Annotated in this window: 20 protein-coding genes; 16 read left to right on the forward strand and 4 right to left on the reverse strand. The window is 64.8% G+C overall.

Going from position 1 to position 22,564, the window contains the following annotated elements; all coding sequences use genetic code 11:
* The first annotated feature begins 101 nt into the window (after window positions 1–101).
* From BM118_RS17990 to BM118_RS18005, 5 genes are all read left to right on the forward strand, one after another.
* Entirely contained in the window at window positions 102–587 is a 486-nt protein-coding gene (locus BM118_RS17990) for a DUF2852 domain-containing protein (protein ID WP_177234412.1), read from the forward strand.
* 350 nt (window positions 588–937) lie between these two features.
* Window positions 938–1,195, forward strand: coding sequence for a hypothetical protein (locus tag BM118_RS17995; protein ID WP_092186829.1), 258 nt, complete (start codon window positions 938–940; stop codon window positions 1,193–1,195).
* Window positions 1,192–1,341 (forward strand): hypothetical protein, encoded by a 150-nt coding sequence (locus BM118_RS41465; protein ID WP_177234413.1) that lies wholly within the window; start codon window positions 1,192–1,194, stop codon window positions 1,339–1,341. Before BM118_RS17995 ends, BM118_RS41465 begins: the two co-directional genes overlap by 4 nt.
* 51 nt (window positions 1,342–1,392) lie before the next feature.
* Complete coding sequence (locus tag BM118_RS18000) at window positions 1,393–2,160, forward strand: serine acetyltransferase domain-containing protein (RefSeq protein ID WP_092186830.1); 768 nt, start codon at window positions 1,393–1,395, stop codon at window positions 2,158–2,160.
* Window positions 2,161–2,185: 25 nt separating this feature from the next.
* A complete protein-coding gene (locus BM118_RS18005; RefSeq protein ID WP_092186831.1) occupies window positions 2,186–2,896 on the forward strand; it encodes an SDR family NAD(P)-dependent oxidoreductase in 711 nt (236 codons plus the stop codon).
* A gap of 171 nt (window positions 2,897–3,067) precedes the next feature.
* Here the strand turns inward: BM118_RS18005 and ggt are convergent, their stop codons facing one another.
* Window positions 3,068–4,774, reverse strand: coding sequence for a gamma-glutamyltransferase (gene ggt, locus BM118_RS18010; protein ID WP_177234446.1), 1,707 nt, complete (start codon window positions 4,772–4,774; stop codon window positions 3,068–3,070).
* Window positions 4,775–5,481: 707 nt separating this feature from the next.
* Here ggt and tolQ point away from each other — a divergent pair.
* The 10 genes from tolQ to ftsH all read left to right on the forward strand — a co-directional run bounded on the left by tolQ (window position 5,482) and on the right by ftsH (window position 17,918).
* The gene (gene tolQ / locus BM118_RS18015; protein WP_018641591.1) at window positions 5,482–6,198 is read left to right on the forward strand and encodes a protein TolQ; all 717 of its coding nucleotides are present in this window, start codon (window positions 5,482–5,484) and stop codon (window positions 6,196–6,198) included.
* A 43-nt stretch (window positions 6,199–6,241) separates the two neighbouring features.
* On the forward strand, window positions 6,242–6,694 hold the full coding sequence (gene tolR / locus BM118_RS18020) for a protein TolR (protein ID WP_027545581.1): 453 nt from the start codon (window positions 6,242–6,244) through the stop codon (window positions 6,692–6,694).
* Between the two features lie 4 nt (window positions 6,695–6,698).
* Window positions 6,699–7,655: a protein TolA gene (locus BM118_RS18025; protein ID WP_092186833.1), complete on the forward strand. Its 957-nt coding sequence runs from the start codon at window positions 6,699–6,701 to the stop codon at window positions 7,653–7,655.
* 41 nt (window positions 7,656–7,696) lie between these two features.
* Window positions 7,697–9,046, forward strand: a complete 1,350-nt coding sequence (gene tolB / locus BM118_RS18030; RefSeq protein WP_027545579.1) for a Tol-Pal system beta propeller repeat protein TolB — start codon at window positions 7,697–7,699, stop codon at window positions 9,044–9,046.
* Between the two features lie 236 nt (window positions 9,047–9,282).
* Window positions 9,283–11,613: a putative bifunctional diguanylate cyclase/phosphodiesterase gene (locus BM118_RS18035; RefSeq protein WP_092186835.1), complete on the forward strand. Its 2,331-nt coding sequence runs from the start codon at window positions 9,283–9,285 to the stop codon at window positions 11,611–11,613.
* A 179-nt stretch (window positions 11,614–11,792) separates the two neighbouring features.
* Window positions 11,793–12,524: an N-acyl amino acid synthase FeeM domain-containing protein gene (locus BM118_RS18040; RefSeq protein ID WP_092186836.1), complete on the forward strand. Its 732-nt coding sequence runs from the start codon at window positions 11,793–11,795 to the stop codon at window positions 12,522–12,524.
* A 270-nt stretch (window positions 12,525–12,794) separates the two neighbouring features.
* Entirely contained in the window at window positions 12,795–13,283 is a 489-nt protein-coding gene (gene pal, locus BM118_RS18045) for a peptidoglycan-associated lipoprotein Pal (protein ID WP_092186837.1), read from the forward strand.
* Window positions 13,284–13,470: 187 nt separating this feature from the next.
* Window positions 13,471–14,493 (forward strand): tol-pal system protein YbgF, encoded by a 1,023-nt coding sequence (ybgF, locus tag BM118_RS18050; protein WP_092186838.1) that lies wholly within the window; start codon window positions 13,471–13,473, stop codon window positions 14,491–14,493.
* A 170-nt stretch (window positions 14,494–14,663) separates the two neighbouring features.
* The gene (gene tilS, locus BM118_RS18055) at window positions 14,664–15,740 is read left to right on the forward strand and encodes a tRNA lysidine(34) synthetase TilS (RefSeq protein ID WP_092186839.1); all 1,077 of its coding nucleotides are present in this window, start codon (window positions 14,664–14,666) and stop codon (window positions 15,738–15,740) included.
* A 255-nt stretch (window positions 15,741–15,995) separates the two neighbouring features.
* Entirely contained in the window at window positions 15,996–17,918 is a 1,923-nt protein-coding gene (gene ftsH, locus BM118_RS18060; protein WP_018641582.1) for an ATP-dependent zinc metalloprotease FtsH, read from the forward strand.
* A gap of 238 nt (window positions 17,919–18,156) precedes the next feature.
* On the opposite strand, the gene BM118_RS18065 is transcribed toward ftsH, so the two are convergent.
* From BM118_RS18065 to BM118_RS18075, 3 genes are all read right to left on the reverse strand, one after another.
* The gene (locus tag BM118_RS18065; RefSeq protein WP_092186840.1) at window positions 18,157–19,023 is read right to left on the reverse strand and encodes an alpha/beta fold hydrolase; all 867 of its coding nucleotides are present in this window, start codon (window positions 19,021–19,023) and stop codon (window positions 18,157–18,159) included.
* 103 nt (window positions 19,024–19,126) lie between these two features.
* Window positions 19,127–20,395 carry a glycosyltransferase 87 family protein gene (locus tag BM118_RS18070; protein WP_244550167.1) on the reverse strand — a complete coding sequence of 423 codons (1,269 nt, stop codon included), beginning with the start codon at window positions 20,393–20,395 and terminating at the stop codon, window positions 19,127–19,129.
* On the reverse strand, window positions 20,392–21,906 hold the full coding sequence (locus BM118_RS18075) for a hypothetical protein (protein WP_092186842.1): 1,515 nt from the start codon (window positions 21,904–21,906) through the stop codon (window positions 20,392–20,394). Before BM118_RS18075 ends, BM118_RS18070 begins: the two co-directional genes overlap by 4 nt.
* Before the next feature lie 295 nt (window positions 21,907–22,201).
* Between BM118_RS18075 and BM118_RS18080 the strand changes: the two genes are divergently transcribed.
* On the forward strand, window positions 22,202–22,366 hold the full coding sequence (locus tag BM118_RS18080) for a Flp family type IVb pilin (RefSeq protein ID WP_027545569.1): 165 nt from the start codon (window positions 22,202–22,204) through the stop codon (window positions 22,364–22,366).
* The last annotated feature ends 198 nt before the right edge of the window (window positions 22,367–22,564 follow it).

The raw sequence follows: 22,564 nt of genomic DNA on the forward strand, positions 1-22,564 counted from the left end.
CGGCCTGTCGGGCGGCCGGCTTGACAAAATCGCGGGATGGTCTAGCTATGTAAATGTTATTTACATTCACAACGGCGCAGAAGCCGTCATGGAGATGGGAAATGGCCTACACCGCTGATGTCAATCGATGGCGCGGCCCCTCGGACCAACACTATGAGCGCCCCCATATGCTCGACTCGCCTTGGCATCCCGGCTGGATCGCCGTGACCATCCTCGGCTTCATCATCTGGTGGCCGATCGGACTTGCCCTTCTCTTTTTCACACTCGGGAGCAGAAAAATGGGTTGCTGGAGCCACCAGGATCGCTGGCAGAACAAGATGGAGCGGATGCAGTACAAGATGGACCGCATGCGCGGCCGCATGGAGCGCCGTGGTTTCGGCTTCGGCTTCGGCCCGCCCTCCAGCGGCAACCGCGCCTTTGACGAATACCGCACCGAGACGCTGCAGCGGCTTGAGGAGGAGCAGGTCGAGTTCAAGAACTTCCTCGACCGTCTGCGTCACGCCAAGGACAAGGAAGAGTTCGACCAGTTCATGGCCCAGCACAAGACGCGTCCGACTCCGCCGCCGACCGACCAGCCGCAGGGTTGATCCGGACACTTCTCAAAGCCTTCAGGCGCATGCCCCCAAAGTCCTGATGGCCCCGAGCCGCCCGCCTGCGTACCCCGCAGGCGGGCGGTTTGGTTTTGGGGGGAGCTCCGTTCCACGCAGACGAGAGATCGTCATGCCCGGGCTTGTCCCGGGCATCCACGTTCTTCGTGCCGCATGGCAAGGCGTGGATGGCCGGGACAAGCGGCGCACGCCATTTCCGCCCGTGTCCCGGCCGGCATTCGCTATGTGGCGTTGATCACGCAGATGTGCAGGACCGGTAGAACCCGATTCGCGCCAGGCCCGACCAAGCCCTGACAGCGCGCCGCCCGCGCGCGCCAACGGGTACGACCATGACCGCCGCCGAACGCAAAGAGATCAGCCAGCGCATCGCGCTCCTCGACCGCGCCTCGGCGCTGTTCGACCGGTTCGGAACCCTTGTGCCGATGGCGATCGCATTCCTCAATCGATGGCCGACGGAGGTCCAGGTTTATCCGCAGTGGCAGGTCGGCGAGTCCTGGCGGCTCTTTCTCAGTCTCTATTTCTATTGGTTTGCTTCGTTCGCGCTCCGCCGTGCGGTCTCGTTTGCGAAGGGGGGTATCGAACCATGATCCTGCTCCGCGATTTCGCGCTCTATGCCCTGCCCGCCCTGGTCGCGGCGGGTGGCTGGCTATATGCCCTCAGCCTGCGCAAGCGGGCCCAGCCCGGCCTTGCGGGCGAGAGCAAGCGCGTCCCGGCAGGAAGACTGGCGCCTTGACGCGGACCGCCTATATTCGCCGCTACAAATGCGGATGGACCGGAGGCGGCGATGGCGGAAGCTGCGATCATGGCGAGCGACAGCCTCTGGCAAAATGTCCGCGGCGAGGCGAAGCGCGCGGCGGACGCCGATCCCGTCTTCGGCAAGGCCCTTGCCGGCACCATTCTCGCTCATGATGATTTCGCCGCGGCCTTGTCCGATCTGATCGGACGTCGGCTCGGCGGCAGCGAAGCCGAGCGCACGCGCTTCTCGGCCTTTTCCCTCGATGCCTTTCGCGGCTCGCCCGATCTGATCGAGCTGGCGAGCCGCGACTTGCAGGCCATCGCGATCCACGATCCCGCCATCGCCGACCTGTTGCCGCCACTGCTGCATTTCAAGGGCTATGTCGCGCTGCAAGCCTGGCGCGTCTCGAACTGGCTGTGGCAGCACGATCATCGCGATGCGGCGCTGCTGTTCCAGAACGAGGCCTCGAATGCCTTGCAGGTCAGCATCCATCCGGCCGCCAGCATCGGATCGTCGGTCTATCTCGACCATGCCACGGGCATCGTGATCGGCACCAACGTGGTGATCGGCGACGAGGTCACCATCCTCCAGAACGTCAGCATCGGCCGCGGCAGTGAACTGCCGACGCGCTCGCCGCGGATCGGCCGCAGCGTCTATATCGGCGGCGGTGCGACCATCCTCGGCGACATCAGCATCGGCGATTTCGCCAAGATCGGCGCCGACGCGCTCGTGACGTCAGACGTTCCCGCCGGCTGCACGGCCGTCGGCAATCCCGCGCGGCTGACCAACTGCCCCGAACCTGCCTCGGCGGCCTGATCCCATCATTGTACGGAGCCACCCCATGAAGACGGCAATCGTGATCGGTGTCGGCCCGGACCGCGGGCTCGGGGCCCGGCTCTGCAAGCGCTTTGCGGCCGATGGGCTCAGGGTGATCGTCGCGGGCCGCACGCTGTCCGCGTTGCAGGCGGTTGCAGACGACATCGTCAAGTCGGGCGGAGCGGCCGTGCCCATCGTCGCGGACGCGACCAGCGAGAGCGAAATTGTCGCTCTGTTTGATGCCGCCGGCGAAGACCTCGATCTGGCCATCTACAACGCCGGCAACAATACGCCCGGCAAGATCATCGAGATGGAGGCCGACTATTTCGAGAAGGCCTGGCGCGTCGTGTGCTTCGGCGGCTTCCTGTTCGGCCGCGAGGCGGTGCGTCGCATGGTGCCGAAGAAGGCAGGCACGCTGCTCTTCACCGGCGCCAGCGCCTCGCTGCGCGGCCGCGCCGGCTACGGCGCCTTCAACTCGTCCAAGGCCGGCCTGCGCACGCTGGCGCAGGCCATGGCCAAGGAATATGCGAGCGACGGCATCCATGTCGGCCATGTCGTGGTCGACGGTGCGATCGCCGGCGACAAGATCTTTTCGCGCTTTCCAGACGCCGCCGGCCGCGAGGACAGCCTGATCGACATCGAAGGTATCGTCGACGCCTACGCTTTCCTCTACCGCCAGCCCGAACGAGCCTGGTCGTTCGAGCTCGATGTGCGGACCTCGAAGGAGAAGTGGTGAGGGGGGCCTCGACCATTTCGACCGCCGTCATTGCCCGCCTTGTGCGCGCTTGCGCACTGGGGCGGGCAATCCAGTATTCCAGAGACAGCATTGAGATACGGAGGAGCCGCAGCGTACTGGATACCCCGCTTTCGCGGGGTATGACAGTCGTGAGGGTGGCGTTGACGATGATCAGTACCCGGCCGCTAGTCCACTGTTGCGGCGTGGATCATTGGCCCCGTAGTAGCGATTGTTGCCGACTTGCTCGCCGTTAAGCGACGGCGCGCCGACGATGATGACCGCGAGGTGGTTCGCCGGTTGCGGCGGCCCGAATTTGTGGCCCATGCCTTCCAGGATCTTTCGCGTATCCGGCGACAAGGCATAGTTCTCGACGTTCGTCAGGTCCGGCAGCCATTGCTGGTGGATGCGCGGCATGTCGACGGCTTCCTGTGCGTTCATGCCGTAATCGATCGCGTTGATCATGGTCTGCAACACGGCCGTGATGATGCGGCTGCCGCCGGGCGTGCCCACGACCATGACGGTCTTGCCGTCCTTGGTGACGATGGTCGGGCTCATCGAGGACAGCGGCCGCTTGCCCGGAGCGATGGCATTCGCCTCGCCCTGCACCAGGCCATAAAGGTTCGGCACCCCGACCTTGGCGGTGAAGTCGTCCATTTCGTCGTTCAGCAGCACGCCGGTCTTGGCCGCCGTCACCTTGGCGCCGAACCAATCGTTCAGCGTGTACGTTACCGATACCGCGTTGCCGTCCTTGTCCGCGATTGAATAATGCGTGGTGTTGCTGCCCTCGTGCGGCGCGACGCCCGGCTTGATGTCCTTGGAGATCCCGGCCTTGTTCGGATCGATCACGGCGCGGATCTTGGTCGCGTAATTCTTATCGAGGAGGCGGTCGAGCGGATTCTTCACGAAATCCGGATCGCCGAGATAGCTGTTGCGGTCCACGTAAGCGTGCCGCATGGCCTCGATCTGCACGTGCACGGCCTGTGCGGAATGATAGCCCAGCTCCTTCAGCGGATAGCCCTCCAGGACATTCAGGATCTCGCAGATGATGACGCCGCCAGAGCTCGGTGGCGGCGCGGAAATCACGTGATAGCCGCGATAGTCGCATTCGACAGGTGCGAGCTCGCGCGTCTTGTAGCCGTCGAGGTCGTCCTGCGTCAGCAGGCCCTTGCCGGCCTGGCTCGATGCCACAATGGCGCTGCCGACCCAGCCCTTGTAGAAACCGTCGGTGCCCTTGCTGCTGATCTCGCGCAATGTCTTGGCGAGCTCCGACTGCATCAGCCTCTCACCCACCTGGAACGGCTGACCGTTGTTGAGGAAGATGGCGCTCGATGCCGGATCGTCCTTGAAATCGCCGGTTGCCGTGCGCAGCAGGTCGATGTCGCCCTGCTCCAGCGCAAAGCCCTGCTCGGCGAGCTGGATCGCGGGGGCGAGCAGGTCGGCTCGCTTCATGGTGCCGTACTTTTCGCGCGCAAATTCCATCCCCGAGACTGATCCCGGCACGCCGACTGCAAGATGCCCCTTGGTCGAAATGCCCTTGATGACGTTGCCGTCCTTGTCGAGATACATGTTCGCGGTCGCGCCCTTGGGAGCCGTCTCGCGGAAATCGAGGAAGGTCTTGCGGCCGTCGGCGAGCTGGATCGTCATGAAGCCGCCACCACCGAGATTGCCGGCGGCGGGATAGACGACGGCCAAGGCATAACCGACGGCCACAGCGGCATCGACGGCATTGCCGCCGCGCTTCAGCACATCGACACCCACCTGGGTCGCCAGATGCTGCGCGGACACCACCATGCCGTTTTGCGCGGCGACCGGCGCGACCGACGCCGCGCGCGCGGCGCCGAACGTGACGAGGCTGACCGATACGATCGCGGCGGCCATCCACCGCACATTGGTTTGTGGTTTTGGCAAGGGACGCTCCTCGGGCTGGCCGGTGATGCCGGCGCATTATTGTCCGCGAGCTCAGCCTATCGGCTCGTGCTCGCCGTGAGATGCGAGATGGAGCATGTGGACGTGGTGTAGCTGTGGCGTACACGACGCTTCCTGCGATTTCGGGCTGGGCGGGGGACGAGGTTCCAGACGGGGCGTCCGTTGCGCAGCGCTCGCTCCCCCTTGCGGGGGAGGGCAGGGGAGGGGGGCGCCCGGGAAATGGTGTGTCCGTCGTGCGCGTCCCGATTTCTTCTCCCTAGCCTTCCCCCGCAAGGGTGGAGGGAACCGGCCTCGCCAGTCGGATCCGGCTCCGGTCCGTCAGCCGCCATGCACCGCCACGTCCCGCGGCGAAGCGGCCAACCGCCTGCACCGCCTACCTTTCCCGCAGCCAAATTTAGCTGCGGTAACCCCGCATTAACTATCGCCGGGCTCTGGTAAGGGTGGACAATCGCGCCCATAGCCGTCGTCGAGGCCCATAGTTTTGACATCTTGGCAGGGAATGCAGGCGACCGGCTTTGGACGAGCCCCCTGCACCCCAGAAAGACAAGGCTTTGAGCGGGCTTGCCGGCCGCGCCGGTTCTAGCGCGGCAATTGGGGAACCGGCGGTCATTTGCTGCCGCGGAGCATCAGGTAACGATCGCCTTGAGAGGATACTGCTTATGAATCCGGCCGACGTGGCTCAGTCAGCCCTTCCGGTTGCCGCTTCCGCGGACGTGTCGCTGATCGCGCTGTTCTGGCAGGCTCACTGGATCGTGAAAGCGGTGATGCTGGGACTTCTGTCCTGCTCGGTCTGGGTCTGGGCGATCGCCATCGACAAGATCTTCCTGTTTGCCCGCACCCGCCGCTCGATGGACCGTTTCGAGCAGGCCTTCTGGTCCGGCGAGTCGATCGAGGAGCTTTATCGCACCCTCTCGGCCAAGCCGACGCATTCCATGGCGGCCTGCTTCGTCGCGGCGATGCGCGAGTGGAAGCGCTCGTTCGAGAGCCACGCCCGCTCGGTCGCGGGCCTTCAGATGCGCATCGACAAGGTGATGAACGTCTCGATCGCGCGCGAGGTCGAGCGCCTGGAGCGGCGCCTGCTGGTGCTCGCCACCGTCGGCTCCGCCGGTCCCTTCGTCGGCCTGTTCGGCACGGTCTGGGGCATCATGTCGAGCTTCCAGTCGATCGCGGCGTCGAAAAATACCTCCCTGGCGGTGGTCGCCCCCGGTATCGCCGAGGCGCTGTTCGCGACCGCCGTCGGCCTTATCGCCGCCATTCCTGCCACTATTTTCTACAATAAGTTCACGTCCGAGGTGAACCGGCAGGCCCAGCGGCTCGAAGGCTTCGCCGATGAATTTTCAGCCATTCTGTCGCGTCAGATCGACGAGCGGGGCTGACGGACGGCATGTATAGTGTGAAGGGCAATTTGGGCATTCGATCATGGCGATGAACGTAGCGAGTTCGTCCGGAGGCGGCGGGCGCCGTGGTCGGCGCAAGCCCGTCGTGGCCGAGATCAACGTCACGCCGATGGTCGACGTGATGCTGGTGCTGCTCATCATCTTCATGGTCTCGGCGCCGATGTTGACGGTCGGCGTGCCGCTCGACCTGCCGCAGACCCAGGCCAAGAGCCTCGAAAACAACGACCAGAAGCCGCTTCAGATGTCTGTCGACATCAAGGGCAAGGTGTTCATCAACGACGCCGAGGTCGCGATCAACGAGCTGGTGCCGAAGCTGAAGGCGATCACGGATGCGCGCGGCGGGCTCGAGGAGCGCATCTATCTGCGCGCCGACAAGAAGGCGGATTACGGCACGGTAGCCAGGGTCATGGGCCTGTTGTCCGGCGCCGGATTCAAGAAGCTGGCGCTCGTCACCGAAGCGGATCAGGGGTCCTAAACCGGTGAAGGTGAACGTCGACAAGACACTCGTTGCGTCGATTGCCCTCCACGTCCTCGTGCTTGGATGGGGACTGGTCACCTTTAGCAGCAAGGCCTTCATCGCGCCGGAGGAGTCTCTTCCGGTCGACATCATCTCCTCCGATCAGCTCGCCAAGATGATGGCGGGGCAGAAGACCGGCAAGAAGGAAGAGCCGAAGCCCAAGGTCGAGAAGATTGCGGAAGCCAAGCCCGAGGAAGACGCCGTCGGCAAGGTCACCGAGAAGAAAGAGCTGATCAAGACCAACTCGACACCGGAGCCGCCGCCCAAACCCGTCGAGAAGCCGGTCGAGAAGAAGCCCGAGCCGCCGAAGCCCGTGGCCGAGGCGAAGAAGGAAGAGCCGAAGCCGCAGGAAAAGAAGCCTGATCCGGCCAAGGAAGATCCGATCGCCGAGCTCCAGAAGAAGCTGGACACCAAGAAGCCGCCGCCCAAGCCGCCGGAGCAAAAGGTCGCGGCGGTGCAGCCGCAGCAGCAGCCGAAGCCCAAGGAGCGCAGCTTCGATCCCGCGCAGATCCAGCGCGACCTCGACAAGCGCGCTGCGACCCGGCACGAGCTCACCGGCTCGGCGCTGAATGCGTCCGCCGCGCTGGGATCGACCACCGGGACGGCCGCCAACAACGTCGCGACCTGGCGCGGTGCATTCCAGGGCGCGGTCAAGCGCTGCTTCACGCCGACCTATAACGGGCAGGACGCCGACCAGTACGAAGCCGACATCGACATTCCCATGAAGATCGACGGATCGCTCGCGTCCGAGCCCGTCGTCGTCGCGGTGCGGGGGCCGTCGCGCTCGATCGCCCAGGCGGTGGCCGAGAGCGCCAAGCGCGCCATCGTGCAGTGCCAGGTCTATTCATTCATGCCGAAGCAGCAGTACGAGAGCTGGAAGCTCATTCCGATGACTTTCGGCCTGAAAGATATGTTGTGACATCCGAACAAAAGAACTTTGCAATGAATGACGTCCGCTCGATGAACCGCCGCCGCTTCATGACCCTGACAGGATCGACGCTTGCGATGCTCGGAGGCGGACAGGCCTTCGCTCAGCAGCCGCAGGGACGGCTTCGCATCGATCCCACGGAGTTCCGGCCGATTCCGATCGCGATCAGCAATTTCGTGCCGGGCTCGCCCGCCGACGGCGACGTCGGCAACGGCGTCACGCAGGTCATCACCAACAATCTGAAGCGCTCGGGCCTGTTTGCCCCGATCGACCAGGCCGCCTTCATCGAGCGCATCAGCAACATCGACGTCGCGCCGCAATTCGAGAACTGGAAGACCCTCAACGCGCAGGCCCTCGTCACCGGCCGCATGACGCGGCAGCCGGACGGCCGCCTCAAGGCCGAATTCCGCCTGTGGGACGTGGTCACCGGCCAGCAGCTCGCCGGCCAGCAATATTTCACCTCGCCGGAATACTGGCGCCGCATCGCCCACATCATCTCCGATCAGATCTATGAGAAGTTGACCGGCGAGAAGGGCTATTTCGACAGCCGCGTGGTGTTCGTCGACGAGTCCGGGCCGAAGGAGCGCCGCGTCAAGCGGCTCGCCATGATGGACCAGGACGGCGCCAATGTGCGCTATCTGACCCGCGGCTCCGACCTCGTGCTGACGCCGCGCTTCTCGCCGAACTCGCAAGAGATCACCTATATGGAGTTCGGGCAGGGCGATCCGAAGGTCTATCTCTTCAACATCGAGACCGGCCAGCGCGAGATCGTCGGCAACTTCCCCGGCATGACCTTTGCGCCGCGCTTCTCGCCCGACGGCCAGCGCGTCATCATGAGCCTGCAACAGGGCGGCAATTCCAACCTGTTCGTGATGGATCTGCGCTCGCGCTCGACCACGCGCCTCACCGACACGCCGGCGATCGACACCTCTCCGTCCTACTCGCCGGACGGCACCCGCATCTGCTTCGAGTCCGATCGCGGCGGCAGGTCGCAGATCTACGTGATGGGTGCGGGCGGGGGAGCTGCGCAGCGCATCTCCTTCTCCAAGGACGACACCAACGCCAGCTATTCGACGCCGGTGTGGTCGCCGCGCGGCGATTACATCGCCTTCACCAGGCAAGGCGGCGGGCAGTTTTCGATCGGCGTCATGAAGCCGGACGGCTCCGGCGAGCGGCTCCTCACCTCCGGCTTCCACAACGAGGGCCCGACCTTCTCGCCGAACGGCCGCGTGCTGATGTTCTTCCGCGATCCCGGCGGCAATGGCGGGCCGTCGCTGTACTCCGTCGATATCTCCGGCCGCAACGAGCTGAAGGTGCCGACGCCGGGCTTCGCCTCCGACCCGGCATGGTCGCCGCTATTGTCTTCGACGGCGGGTCAATAGATCGCGCGTTCGGACGCGCGATCTTTTCGAAAAATCACGCCGATTTTTTCGGTTTCTGTGCGCGAGGTAGGCTTTCCTTCACCTTGCGCCCGGCAAGGCTTGCCTAGTTGATTGATATTTCAGCGGAAATTGGTTCGCTATTGCCGAAAAACAACCCGCCTTTAACGATGTTCCCTCAGGAAAGCTTCACCTGGGCTGGGTAAAAGTACGCTCCAAACAGGACGCGTAACAAGCCGATGCAGCTGGCCGACCAGAAGCAGAGCGATCGAGACGAGCTGGAGCCGATACTCTACGCCGCTCTCATCAACTCTATGGTGCAGAATTTCTGGGCGATTTTCCTGGGCTCGGCCTCCGCGGCCGTGGCCGCGGTCATGACTGCGCTGAAGACCGGCGATGTCTGGCTGTGGCCGCTCGCATTTCTGCTGATCGCCATCGGCACCGCGCGTGCGTTCCAGATGCGCGGATACGAAAACCGTACGCACCCACTGTCATTCGAAGAAGCCAAGCATCTGGAGCCGCGCTACTGGATCGGCGCGCTCAGCTATGCGGCGGTGCTCGGCGTCTGGGCCTTCGTCGTGATCTACAACAACGAGGATCCGGTGGCCGACATGCTCTGTGTCGCCATCGGCATCGGCTATACCGCGGGCGGTGCCGCCCGCAATTACGGTCAGCCCCGGGTGATCCAGTGGCACGTCGCATTGGCATGCGGTCCGATGTCGCTCGCGCTGCTCCTGCACGGCGGCTTCTATCACATCGGTCTTGCCATTCTGCTCGTGTTCTTCTTCATCGGCCTGAAGAACATCAACCTCAGCCTGCATGCGATCTTCGTCAAGGCGCTGACCTCGAGCTTCCGCGAATCCGCGCTGGCGAGCCAGTTCGATACCGCGCTCAACAACATGCCGCACGGCCTGTGCATGTTTCGCGCCGACGGGCGCCTTGCGGTGATGAACCATCGCTTCGGCGAACTGATGAGCTTGCCCGAGGACCTGGTCAAGCGCGGCGCCACCGCCGCCGACATCGTGTCGGCCTGCGTCGCCGCAGGCTCCATCTCGGCGGAGAGCGGCAACCAGATCCTCGCCGAGATCGAGCACGCGCGGATCCGCGAGATCGTCACCGCCGATCCCAATCCCGCGCGCGGCCGCTCCCTCTCCTGGACGTTCCAGCCGATGACCGGCGGCGGCACCGTGCTGCTGCTGGAAGACATCACCGAACGCACCAACGCGGAAGCCCGGATCAGCCATCTCGCCCGCTACGACGAGCTCACGGCGCTGCCCAACCGGGTCTCCTTCCGCGACGAGATCGAGCGGCTGCTGGCGATTTCGCACCATGCCGAACGGCTCTCCGCGCTGCTGTTCATCGACCTCGACCAGTTCAAGCAGGTCAACGACACGCTCGGCCATCCCTGCGGCGACCAGCTGCTGTGCGCGGTCGCCAACCGCCTGCGCGAGATGCTGCGTCCGGAGGATTTCGTCGCCCGCTTCGGCGGCGACGAGTTCGTCGTGTTCCAGCAGGACATCAGCACGCCCGAGGATGCCGCGAGCCTTGCCCGCCGCATCGTCGAGCGGCTGAGCGAGCGCTATCGCATCGACAATCACCTGGTCGAGATCGGCGCCAGCGTCGGCATCGCGCTGACCTCGCCGGAGGGCATCAGCGCCGATACGCTGCTCAAGAACGCCGACATGGCGCTGTATCGCGCCAAGGCCGACGGCCGCGGCACCTTCTGCTTCTTCCGCGACGAGATGGCGGCGACCGTCGAGGCCCGCCGCATCCTCGAGCTCGACCTGCGCAAGGCGCTCGCCAACGAGGAGTTCGAGCTGTTCTACCAGCCGCTGGTCAATCTCAAGTCCGGCAAGATCACCACCTGCGAGGCGCTGCTGCGCTGGAATCATCCGGTGCGCGGCACGGTGTCGCCGGTCGACATCATCCCGGTCGCCGAGGACATGGGCCTGATCGTCGATCTCGGCCGCTGGATCCTGCGCCGTGCCTGCATGGAATGCATGAAGTGGCCGGAGGGCGTCAGCGTCGCCGTCAACTTCTCGCCGCAGCAATTCCACCAGCGCGACGTGCTGAGCGAGATCCGCTACGCGCTGGAGGTCTCGGGCCTGCCGGCGCATCGGCTGGAGATCGAGATCACCGAGTCCTCGCTGCTGCGCAACACCCAGCTCACTCACGACATCCTGTCGCAGCTGCATGCGCTCGGCGTGCGCATCTCGCTCGACGATTTCGGCACCGGCTATTCGAGCCTCAGCTACCTGCATAACTTCCCGATGCAGAAGGTGAAGATCGACCGCTCCTTCCTCGAAGGCATCGACACCGACCGGCCGCTGACGCTCTTGCGCGGCGTGGCGCGCTTGTCCGCCGACCTCGGCATGGCGGTCGTGGTCGAGGGCATCGAGACCAACGAGCAGCTCGAGCTGATCAGCGCCGACGGCACCGTCTCCGAGGCGCAGGGCTATCTGTTCAGCCGTCCGGTGCCCGCCGTGCGGATGCGCCAGCTCCTCAACGCTTCGCATGGACGGCGCGACGAAGGCCTGCTCCAGGTCGTCGGCTCGCGTTCCTTCGCCTAACTCCGCTTCCGAGAATTTCCTGTCGTTTCAGTCTGTTGCCGGGCACCGTAGTGCTACGGGGGATTAACCCTAACCTTTCGATTGCTTTGCTTCATTGTTAAGAAGCTGTTAATAAATCATCACGCGCGTGGAGGTTGTTCCGCGCGCATGCGTTGAGCGGTGATGGGTAAGGAGTTGGAATGCAGTCCTCAGCCAGAGCGATCATTTCGGCTGTTGGACGGGGTGCAGAGCTCCTGACCGACGTCGATTATCATCTCGCCGATACGGCGGCCGAGAAGGAGAAGATCTACAATCTCCGCTACCGCGCCTATCTGCGCGAAGGTGCCGTCAAGGAATCTGCGGACGCGCGCGTCACCGATCAGTATGACGAACTGCCGAACGCGTGGACCTTCGGCGTCTATCTCCACGGCGAGCTTTGCAGCTCCGTGCGCATCAGCGTGCTGACGTCGGAATGGCGGCAGTCGACCTCGGCCGATGTCTTTCCCGAGATCCTGCTGCCGCGACTCGATCGCGGCGAGGTCATGATCGACCCCACGCGGTTTGTCGCCGATCCCGACCAGGTGAAGCGGGTTCCGGAATTGCCCTATCTGACGACCCGGCTCGCGTACATGGCCTGCGAGCATTTCAATGCCGATCTCGGCCTTGCGATCGTGCGTCCCGAGCATCAGGCCTTCTACCGGCGGGTGTTTCTGCACGAGACCATTGCCGAGCCGAGGCTGGTTCCCGGTCTCACCAAGCCGTTCGGACTGATGGCGGCGGATTTCCCGACCTTCCGCAAGAAGGTGTTCGAGCGTTATCCGATCATGCGGTCCACCGCCTTCGAGCGACGGATGCTGTTCGGGCGCAGCGGGCAGCGCCAGCTTCCGCCGCAGCAGCAGCCGCTGCTGGTGCCGGATGCCGCGCACGCCTGATTCCGGCGCGGCCGGCTGATCGAAGGCGCTCCGGGATTTTCCGGACTCAGGCCCAAAATTCAAGCAAGTCCAGTGATTTTGCCGGTTAACGCGGCTTGCCTTCACCCTCGCGCCACATTTACAACCCATTAACCATGACGGTTGCTTTTCGCCGGTGGGGGGCATTTGACCGGCTCTGGCAACATCCCATCAAGGTTGACGGAACGTTCGCTTAACCAACCCCCTGTAGACCGGACAGCAGTGGACTAACGTGAGCGTGGAGGCTCCGGAATGAAACATCCTATGCGTATCCTCCAGGGATTGAAGCTGGCCGCGGTGCTTGCTGTCGCGCTGTCGATGGGCGCCTGCGCCAACAAGAACTCTGCTACGGATGCGATGGCCAACGCGGCGACGCCGGGCAGCCAGCAGGACTTCGTCGTCAACGTGGGCGACCGCGTGTTCTTCGAAAGCGACCAGACCGATCTGACCCCGCAGGCGATCGTGACCCTGGAGAAGCAGGCGCAGTGGCTGCAGACCTATCCGCGCTACAGCTTCACCATCGAAGGTCATGCCGACGAGCGCGGCACCCGCGAATACAACATCGCCCTCGGCGCCCGCAGAGCCCAGTCGGTGCGTTCGTTCCTCGCCTCGCGCGGCATCGATCCGAACCGCATGCGCACGATCTCCTACGGCAAGGAGCGCCCGGTCGCCGTCTGTAACGATATCTCCTGCTGGTCGCAGAACCGTCGCGCTGTGACCGTGCTGAACGCGAGCTCCTGACGTTCAGTCAGGCGCCGTTCATCTTCAGGAATCGATCATGCCGGCGCCCTCACGGGCGCCGGTTTCGTTTCAGCGATCTGTGACAGAAACCCCTTTGTAGCAGTCACATTTTTGGCGTACTCCCCTTCAATGTGTGGCGCGTCGAATGTTCCGTCGCAGGCCATTTCGCTTTCGTCGTCAGGGCAAGATGTCATCCAGATTTAAGGTGTTAACCGGCACCGTGGCGACCGCCGCGCTGCTCTCCTTGTGCTCGCCCGTCTTCGCGCAGTCGGACGATGATCCCGAGATGCGGATCGAGCGGCTGGAGAACCAGCTGCGCCAGCTCACCGGCCAGAACGAAGAACTGCAATACCGCAACCGCCAGCTCGAGGAGCGCCTGCGGGCGCTCGAAGGCGGTGCGCAAGCCGCGCCCGGACAGGCGCCGGTCCAGCCCAATGTCGCCGCCGTGCCGCCCGCTCAAATTTCGCCCTCTCAAGGCGCGCCGGGCTATCGCCAGCAGCAGCCCGCCCAGCCGAATTACGAGCAGCCGCAGATCGCTTCTCCCGCACCGATCGTTCAGGAGCAGCCGGCGCCTGGTGCCCCCGGCACGCGCCGCCGCGGCGATGCCTTTGACCCCAGCCAGAATCCGAGCGCGCCCGGCGCGCCGCGCGCGCTCGGCGGCGGGCAGCAGCCGATGTCGGCAGGAGCCCCCGGCGGGCGCAACGCCGGCGAGCCGCTCGATCTCGCCAATACCAGCCCGCGCTATCAGCCACAGGCCGCGCCCCCCGCAGCCCAGCCCGGCTATCCGCCTGCCGCCGGCGGCGGGTTAGCGACCCTGCCGCCCTCGGCGACGTCGCGCGACGAGTTCGACCTCGGCATCGGCTACATGCAGCGCAAGGACTATGCGCTCGCCGAGCAGACCATGAAGAATTTCGCGCAAAAATATCCGAGCGACCCGCTGCTCGGCGACGCGCAATACTGGCTCGGCGAGAGCTACTTCCAGCGCCAGCAATATCGCGACTCCGCGGAAGCCTTCCTCGCCGTCACCACCAAATACGAGAAGTCGGCCAAGGCGCCGGACGCGCTGCTGCGGCTCGGCCAGTCGCTGGCCGCGCTGAAGGAGAAGGAGGCCGCCTGCGCCGCCTTCGGCGAGGTCGGCCGCAAATATCCGCGCGCCTCCGCCGGCGTCAAAGCCGCCGTCGATCGCGAGCAGAAGCGGGTGAAGTGCTAGGGCATGGTCCGGACCCGAAGGGCCGCGTTGGCCCAAAGTGTGCGACGGTTGTCCGGAAAGATCATGCCCAACAGTAAAATCGCGCTCGGCGCGCAGCGTTGATCGCTGACAACGCGGATGGTGCTGCGCTAAACAGTCGGTCCATCCGCTGGCGATTGCCGGGCAGCGTCATGTCAGACGACGACAATTCTCCGATCTCCGCGCGCGAAGCCAAGCAGCTCTTCGCCGGGTTCAGAAGCGCGCCCGCACTGGTGCTCGCGGTCTCCGGCGGTCCCGACTCGATCGCGCTGATGTGGCTCGCCGCGCGCTGGCAGCGCAGCCTCGCGCGCGGCCCGCTTCTCACCGTCGTCACCGTCGATCACGGCCTGCGGGCCGAGGCGGCGCGCGAGGCGCGCGAGGTGAAGCGGCTCGCCACCGAGCTCGGCTTGCCGCACCGGACCCTGCGCTGGCGCGGCGCCAAGCCGAAGACGGGACTGCCCGCGGCCGCGCGCGAGGCCCGCTATCGCCTGCTCGTGCAGGCTGCGCGCAGCGCCGGTGCGAGCCACGTGCTGACCGCCCATACCCGTGACGACCAGGCCGAGACCCTGTTGATGCGCCTCGTCCGCGGCAGCGGACTTGCCGGGCTGTCGGCGATGGCGCGCCTCACGCAGCGCGACGGCATCGTGCTGGCGCGCCCGCTGCTCGACGTCCCGAAGGCGCAACTGATCGCGACCCTGAAGCGCGCGAAGATTGGCTTTGCCGATGATCCCACCAACCGCGACACCGCCTTCACCCGGCCGCGGCTGCGCGCGCTGTTGCCGCAGCTTGCGGCCGAGGGCGGCGACGCCCGCAGTCTGGCGCGGCTCGCAGGCAGGCTGGCGCGCGCCAATGCGGCGGTGGAGGTGCTGACGGATGGCGCCGAGCGCTTCCTTCGCTTGAGGGATCGCGACGATGCGCCGCATGGGCCGGGCATGCGAAGTTTCGAGGCCGGCGCCTTCGCCACCCTGCCGGAGGAGGTCCGGCTGCGGCTCCTGCTGCGGGCCATCAATGCGCTCGGGCACGAAGGGCCGGCGGAACTCGGCAAGGTCGAGACCCTGATGGCCGTGCTCGATCAAGCCATCCTTGATCAGGACATGGCCGCAAGCCCCCGCGCAGCCGCAAATGGCCGCCCGGTCCTGAAGCAGACCCTTGCGGGAGCCTTGATCAGCCTTGCCGGCGGGCGTATCCAGATCGCACCGGCGCCGGCCCGGCGGCGCAGGGACAAATGAGGGCGGATCATGACACCGGCTGTTTCGAGGCAGCGCCGTCAGGTCACCTTAACCAGGCAGGAAAAACCCCGGATAGGTCGCCATTATTTCAGCGGGAATCGCTCTAAGATGGGATAAATAGTCCCATCTCGTTCCCTTGGCAGCGACCGGGGCGGCACCTAAATTGTATGCGTCTAACCGAGAGGATTCCTTGGGGATTTCCTCGTACCGCCCAAGGATTCAGGCCGCGATCCGCGCGACCACGAAGGAAGATCGATGAACGCCAATCTGCGCAATTTCGCCCTCTGGGTCATCATTGTCTTGCTGCTGTTGGCGTTGTTCACGCTCTTCCAGAATCCGGGTCAGCGCGCCTCTTCGCAGGACATCGCCTTCTCCCAGCTGCTGAGCGAGGTTGACCGCGGCAATGTGCGCGACGTCGTGATCCAGGGGCCGGACATCCACGGCACCTTCACCAACGGCTCCAGCTTCCAGACCTATGCGCCGAACGACCCGACGCTGGTCAAGCGCCTCTATGACAGCAAGGTCCAGATCACCGCGAAGCCGCCGGGCGACAACGTGCCCTGGTTCGTCTCGCTGCTGGTCTCCTGGCTGCCCTTCATCGCCCTGATCGGCGTCTGGATCTTCCTGTCGCGGCAGATGCAGGGCGGCGCCGGCAAGGCGATGGGCTTCGGCAAGTCGCGCGCGAAGATGCTCACCGAGGCGCATGGCCGCGTCACCTTCGAGGACGTCGCCGGCGTCGACGAAGCCAAGCAGGACCTCCAGGAGATCGTCGAGTTCCTGCGCGACCCCGGCAAATTCCAGCGCCTCGGCGGCCGCATTCCGCGCGGCGTGCTGCTGGTCGGCCCTCCCGGCACCGGTAAGACCCTGATCGCGCGTGCGGTCGCGGGCGAAGCCAACGTGCCGTTCTTCACCATCTCCGGCTCCGACTTCGTCGAAATGTTCGTCGGCGTCGGCGCGAGCCGCGTCCGCGACATGTTCGAGCAGGCCAAGAAGAACGCGCCCTGCATCATCTTCATCGACGAAATCGACGCCGTCGGCCGTCACCGTGGCGCCGGTCTCGGCGGCGGCAATGACGAGCGCGAGCAGACGCTGAACCAGCTGCTGGTCGAGATGGACGGCTTCGAGGCGAACGAGGGCGTGATCCTGATCGCCGCCACCAACCGTCCCGACGTGCTCGATCCCGCGCTGCTGCGTCCCGGCCGCTTCGACCGTCAGGTCGTGGTGCCCAATCCCGACGTCGTCGGCCGCGAGCAGATCCTCAAGGTCCACGTCCGCAAGGTGCCGCTGGCCCCCGATATCAACCTCAAGACCATCGCGCGCGGCACCCCGGGCTTCTCCGGCGCCGACCTGATGAACCTCGTCAACGAAGCCGCGCTCACCGCCGCCCGCCGCAACAAGCGGATGGTGACGCAGGCCGAGTTCGAGGAGGCCAAGGACAAGGTGATGATGGGCGCCGAGCGCAAGTCGCTCGTCATGACCGAGGAAGAGAAGCTCCTGACGGCCTATCACGAGGGCGGCCACGCCATCGTCGGCCTGAACGTGCCCGCGACCGATCCGATCCACAAGGCGACGATCATCCCGCGCGGCCGCGCGCTGGGCATGGTCATGCAGCTGCCCGAGCGCGACAAGCTGTCGATGTCGCTGGAGCAGATGACCTCGCGCCTCGCCATCATGATGGGTGGCCGCGTCGCCGAAGAGCTGATCTTCGGCCGCGAGAAGGTGACCTCGGGTGCCGCCTCCGACATCGAGCAGGCGACGCGCCTTGCCCGCATGATGGTGACGCGCTGGGGTCTCTCGGAAGAGCTCGGCACCGTCTCCTACGGCGAGAACCAGGACGAGGTTTTCCTGGGCATGTCGGTGTCGCGCACGCAGAACGCCTCTGAAGCGACCGTCCAGAAGATCGACTCCGAAATTCGGCGCCTGGTCGAGGAAGGTTACAAGGAAGCGACCCGCATCCTGACCGAGAAGCATGCCGACCTCGAGGCGCTGGCCAAGGGCCTGCTCGAATTCGAGACGCTCTCCGGCGACGAGATCGTCGATCTGCTCAAGGGCAAGAAGCCGAACCGCGAGTCCGTGCTCGAGCCGACTACGCCGCGCGCCTCCGCGGTGCCGCCGGCCGGCAAGTCTCGTCCGCGGCCCGATCCGGATCCGGGCCTGGAACCGCAGCCGCAGGCGTAATCGAGAAGCGGCAGATCGAATTGAAAAACGCGGCGGAAACGCCGCGTTTCTTGTTGGCTGATTCTGATACAGCTGCGCGTCAAACTTCGGTCTCGTGCCCCGGACGCAGCGCAGCGCTTCTTAGCGGTGCGCTGCTGAGCCGGGGCCCATGCGGCAGTGAAGCGTGTTGCCTTCTGGGTCCCGGCTCTGCGCAGCAACGTTCGCGCGTTGCAGCGCGTCCGGGACACGAGAGTTTCCGCTACTTCGCCGCAGCCCTCGGCGTATCCCGCCGCCCCAGAAAATGCAGCACGTCGTCGTTGAACCGCTCCGGATCCTGCAGGAACGAGAAGTGGCTGACCTCCGGCTGGATCAGCAGGCCGGCCCCCGGAATGTTCGCCGCCATGAACTCGGTGTTCTCGCGCTTGATCGCCTCGTCGTGATCGCCGTCCACGATCCATGTCGGGACCTTGATCGTCGCGAGGTCCGAAGCTGTCCATTTCGGCTGGCTCTCCCACATCTTGGTGATCTCGGCGACGAAGCTCTTGTACTCGGTCGGGGTCGGCGAGAGGCGCTTGTATTCGTCTCCCGCCCTGGCGATGTAGGCGTTGAAGACGTCGCTTGTCGCGATATCCGCAACGCCTGACGGGTCCGAGTTCGCGGCGAAGGCGAACAGCTTGCTCACCCGCTCCGGGTGCTTCATGGCGATGTCGAGGCCGATGATCGCGCCGTCGCTCCAGCCGACGATCGCCGCCTTCTTGATCTTGAGATGGTCGAGCAGCGCGACCACGTCCGAAGCCATCAAATCGTAGCCATACGGCTCCTGGTTGCGGCTGCTGCGCCCATGCCCGCGGCTTTCCATGACGATGACCTGGTAGCGCCGTTGCAGCGCGCGAACCTGGTGGCCCCAATAGTTGCCGTTGGCGAGGCCACCATGCAGCAACAGGACCGGCTCACCCCGGCCGAACATTGCGTACCAGACCTTGATGCCGTTGACGGGCGCGAAGCCGCTCTGCGTTGCCTTGGGCAATGTTGGCGTCGGCGGCAGGTTCAGCCATCGTGGCGCCGCGTGCGTGGCGCTGAGCGAGACCGTGACGAGAAGCGCGATGACGAGACTGCGAAGCAGCATGACGTGCTCTCCTGTTCAACCATCGGCTATTACCGCACGGCAGACGGGGTGCGTCACTTCCCAACGCGGTGAGGCACGTCCGGGGACAAGGGTGGAACGCGCCTCAGCCGCACGCTCCTTGCGTCGACGACGCGGGGATTGCCGGCCCGCCGGATCTCGCCGGGCTGCGCAACGCGCCGAGGACGAGGCCAATGAGAGCGACGGTGAGGAGCGGTGACAGCCGTCCCGCCGGGATATAGACGGCTGGGCTGAGCAACGGCACCATCCAGATGCCGAGCCCGATCAGCCAGTCGCGAAAGCGCGGAGCATCGACCGATGCGGCAAGCCACAGCACGACGGCGACCACCAGCAGCGTCGCATCATAGGGCCCCGAATGCGGGGCCGCCAGCACGGTTGCCGCAAGCAATACGATCAGCTTGTTGTCGGTGCTGAGCGAGGAGCGAAACGCAACGAAGGTCGCTGCCGCGCTCGCGAGTATCGCGGCCAGTTGCAGCATCGAGGCCAGCCGTTCCGGCAGGCCCAGCAGCACCGCGCAGGCCCAGACGCTGTGACCCCAGATGCGGCCATAGGCCAGCCATTTCGCATCAGGGCTGACCAGATTGTTGAGCGCCTGCGGTATCCACCACAGCCACAATTCGACGCCAAAAATCATGGCACTCGCAACCGCCAATGCGAATGCCGAGCATGCAGCGGCGCACAGGCTGCGATATTGGCGCAAACCCACCAGCGCGAGCGGGACGAGCAGGAAGAATTGCGGCTTGAAGCTCAGGAGCCCGAGGATTGCGCCGCCAAGGAGCGGCCGCGGTCCGAGCAGCCTGACACCCGCGACCAGCAGCGCGGTAACGAGAAAGGCGCATTGTCCATCGGCCAGGTTGAGAGACGCGGCTGGCGAGACCAGAACCGCCGCGATGATGTAGGGCGTCAGTTGCGGCTGATCGGCCCGGTTGCGAAGCGCCCAGGCCAGGAAGCCTGCGCTCGCCGTCTGGAATGCAACATAGGAGCCGACGAAACCGAGCGGCGCGACGGGCAGCAGCAGAACGAGAAAGCTGGGTGGATAGAACCAGGGACGGAACTCTAGCGGCGCCGTCAGCCACGATGCGAACGACTGGTTGAGATAGGCGGTGAACGCGTCCCCATCGATGACCAGCGCAAGATTGCCGGCGAGCATCGACCTGACGGCACCGTAAAACACCATCCAGTCGGTGCCGGGGGCGATGTGGTTCAGCCCGATCGAGCCGGGATGGACGAGGGTGGAGATCAGGATACCCCAGCCGAACAGCGTTGCGATCGCGATCGCCGGCAGGAGCATCAGGGGAATCCCGCTCCAGCTGCGCGATGGACCGGACATCGGCCGCCGAACGGACACGCTCACTTGAAAGCTTCCCTCGATGTTTCCGCTTGCGGCGCCACACCGGCCTGTGCGTCGGCGGTTCGCACATGGATCACCGCGATGTCGTCCGTATAGATCCGCTTCCATCCCTTGAGCTGATCGAGGATCTGCGGGCCCGGCGCATCGGCGACCAGGAGCGTCGCGTCGATCTTGTACTCATCCAGCAGGCGCGGAAGCAGCTCGGGCTTCTTGCCCTCCGTCGCCTTGAAGAAGTCCATGACGAATGTCTCGCCATAGAGCTCGGCGCGGCCGTCGACATAGACAGGGATGTCGCGCGAGATCAGATAGCCGCCGAACTGATAGGCGTTGAAGATGCGCTGGACCTTGCGTTGCTGGAGCAGGTCGACCGCGGCAACCGGCGTCTGCGTCATCGTGAAGGTGAAGCGGTGGTGCCCCATGTAGAGCGAGGTCGAGGTCCAGCCCGCGGCCACGATCATCAGTGCGCCAAGCGCGGTGACATAGCGGGCCGGCCAGCGGTCGGTGCCGGTGGCGTCCGGCTGCGGGCGCGGAACCATCTGGCCGAGCGGCTTCGCCAGTACCAGCGGCACCAGGAAGGCAAATGCCTCGATGCTTCTGACATGGGTCAATGCGCTCCAGGTCAGGAACAGGATCAAGAAGATCCTCGGCGCCGAGAGCACGAGGCCGCGATAATAGCCGAATGCGATCAGGCCGAGCAGCGCGCCTTCGAACGAGCTGAACGTGGCGAAGTTCGCCGGCATCCATTCGAAGATCAGCGACAGCAGCTCGCCGAGGCTGAGGATGTTGGTCGCGCCCAGCAGCGTCTTCCAGCCGTACGGCGTGCAGCAGCTCGCGATCAGTGCGCCGATGCCGAACAGCACCCAGCGCATGAACAGCTGAAGCCGCCGCCCTTTTTCCGCGTGCTCGACGGCCTCGAGCGAGATCGGACCGATCAGCGCCAGGCCGAGCACGAAGCCGCCATGCAGGTTCGCCCAGAGCGCCATCAGCGGCAGCCAGTACCAGGACGGCGCGCGCCTGCGGTCGGCAGCCGCCATCAGCAGGCCGACCCACGCCACCATGACGGGCAGCGCCAGAATATGCGGACGCGCCAGCACGTGGTGCAGCGACAGCAGCAGCGCCAGCATCGCAAACAGCACCGCACGCGGCGCCTCGATCTGCGCGTCGAGCAGATAGACGAAGATGGCGGCCGTGAGCGCGACCGCCATCGCGGTGAGGATGACGGGACCTGCCCAGTCCCATTGCGCATAGGAGAAGGCGAACAGCACTTGCGACAGCCACGACGTCGAGATCCACGGCGCGCCCGTTCGCGTGAAGGAATAGAAGTCCGTGGTGGGCACGGCGCCGTGATCGAGAATCCATTGCCCGATCTTGATCTGCCAGAACGAGTCGGAGTCCTGAAGCAGCGTGTCGCCGACATGGAGGAAGAAGAGATAGGCGCCGGCACCGACGCAGAGCGGCACCAGGGCTCGCGCGCGGCTCTGCATCGCGATGCTGTTGGCAAAGGAAAGGGACATTCCGCCTCGTCGTCCTGTTGTTCTTGTCGGCTGGCCGAGCGGCGGGCATTGAACCACGGCGGTCATAACTTCGGGTAAACCGGCGGCGGGGCCGTTTTCATGTCCGGACAATTTAACGGATTGTTTTGGATTTCGGTTTACCATCGCCCAATACACGCAGACCGCTCTGTGTTTACGCAGTCGAATTAACTGCGGCGCAATTCTTTGCCACTACGTTCGGTTCCATGGTCGGGCGGCGCTGGGAAGCCGAAAAGACCAGATCAGTTGTAGCCTCGTGTACCATTTGGAGCACTCTATGAAGAACCTCGTTGCGCGCTTTGTGAAGGATGAATCCGGCGCCACCGCCATTGAATACGGCCTGATCGCTGCCGGCATCGCGCTGGCGATCATCACCGTGGTCAACAACCTCGGCACCACGCTGAACACCAAGTTCACCTCGATCTCGACCAGCCTCAAGTAAGGCCGGACGACCTGAGAATTCTGAGAGCCCCGTCCTCGACGGGGCTCTTTTCTTTTGGCCGGCGATTTCAGTTCGGAGATGGGCAGAGCTCCGTCATGGCTCGAAGACCGAAGGCGGAGCCCACCCGCGAGACTTTGGGATATTGAAAATTGCTCGTGGGCACGGCGCTACGCGCCTTTGCCCACCCTACGGCAACTT

The organism is Bradyrhizobium sp. cf659 (genome assembly GCF_900113725.1).
In the GTDB taxonomy this organism is placed as follows: Bacteria; Pseudomonadota; Alphaproteobacteria; order Rhizobiales; family Xanthobacteraceae; genus Bradyrhizobium.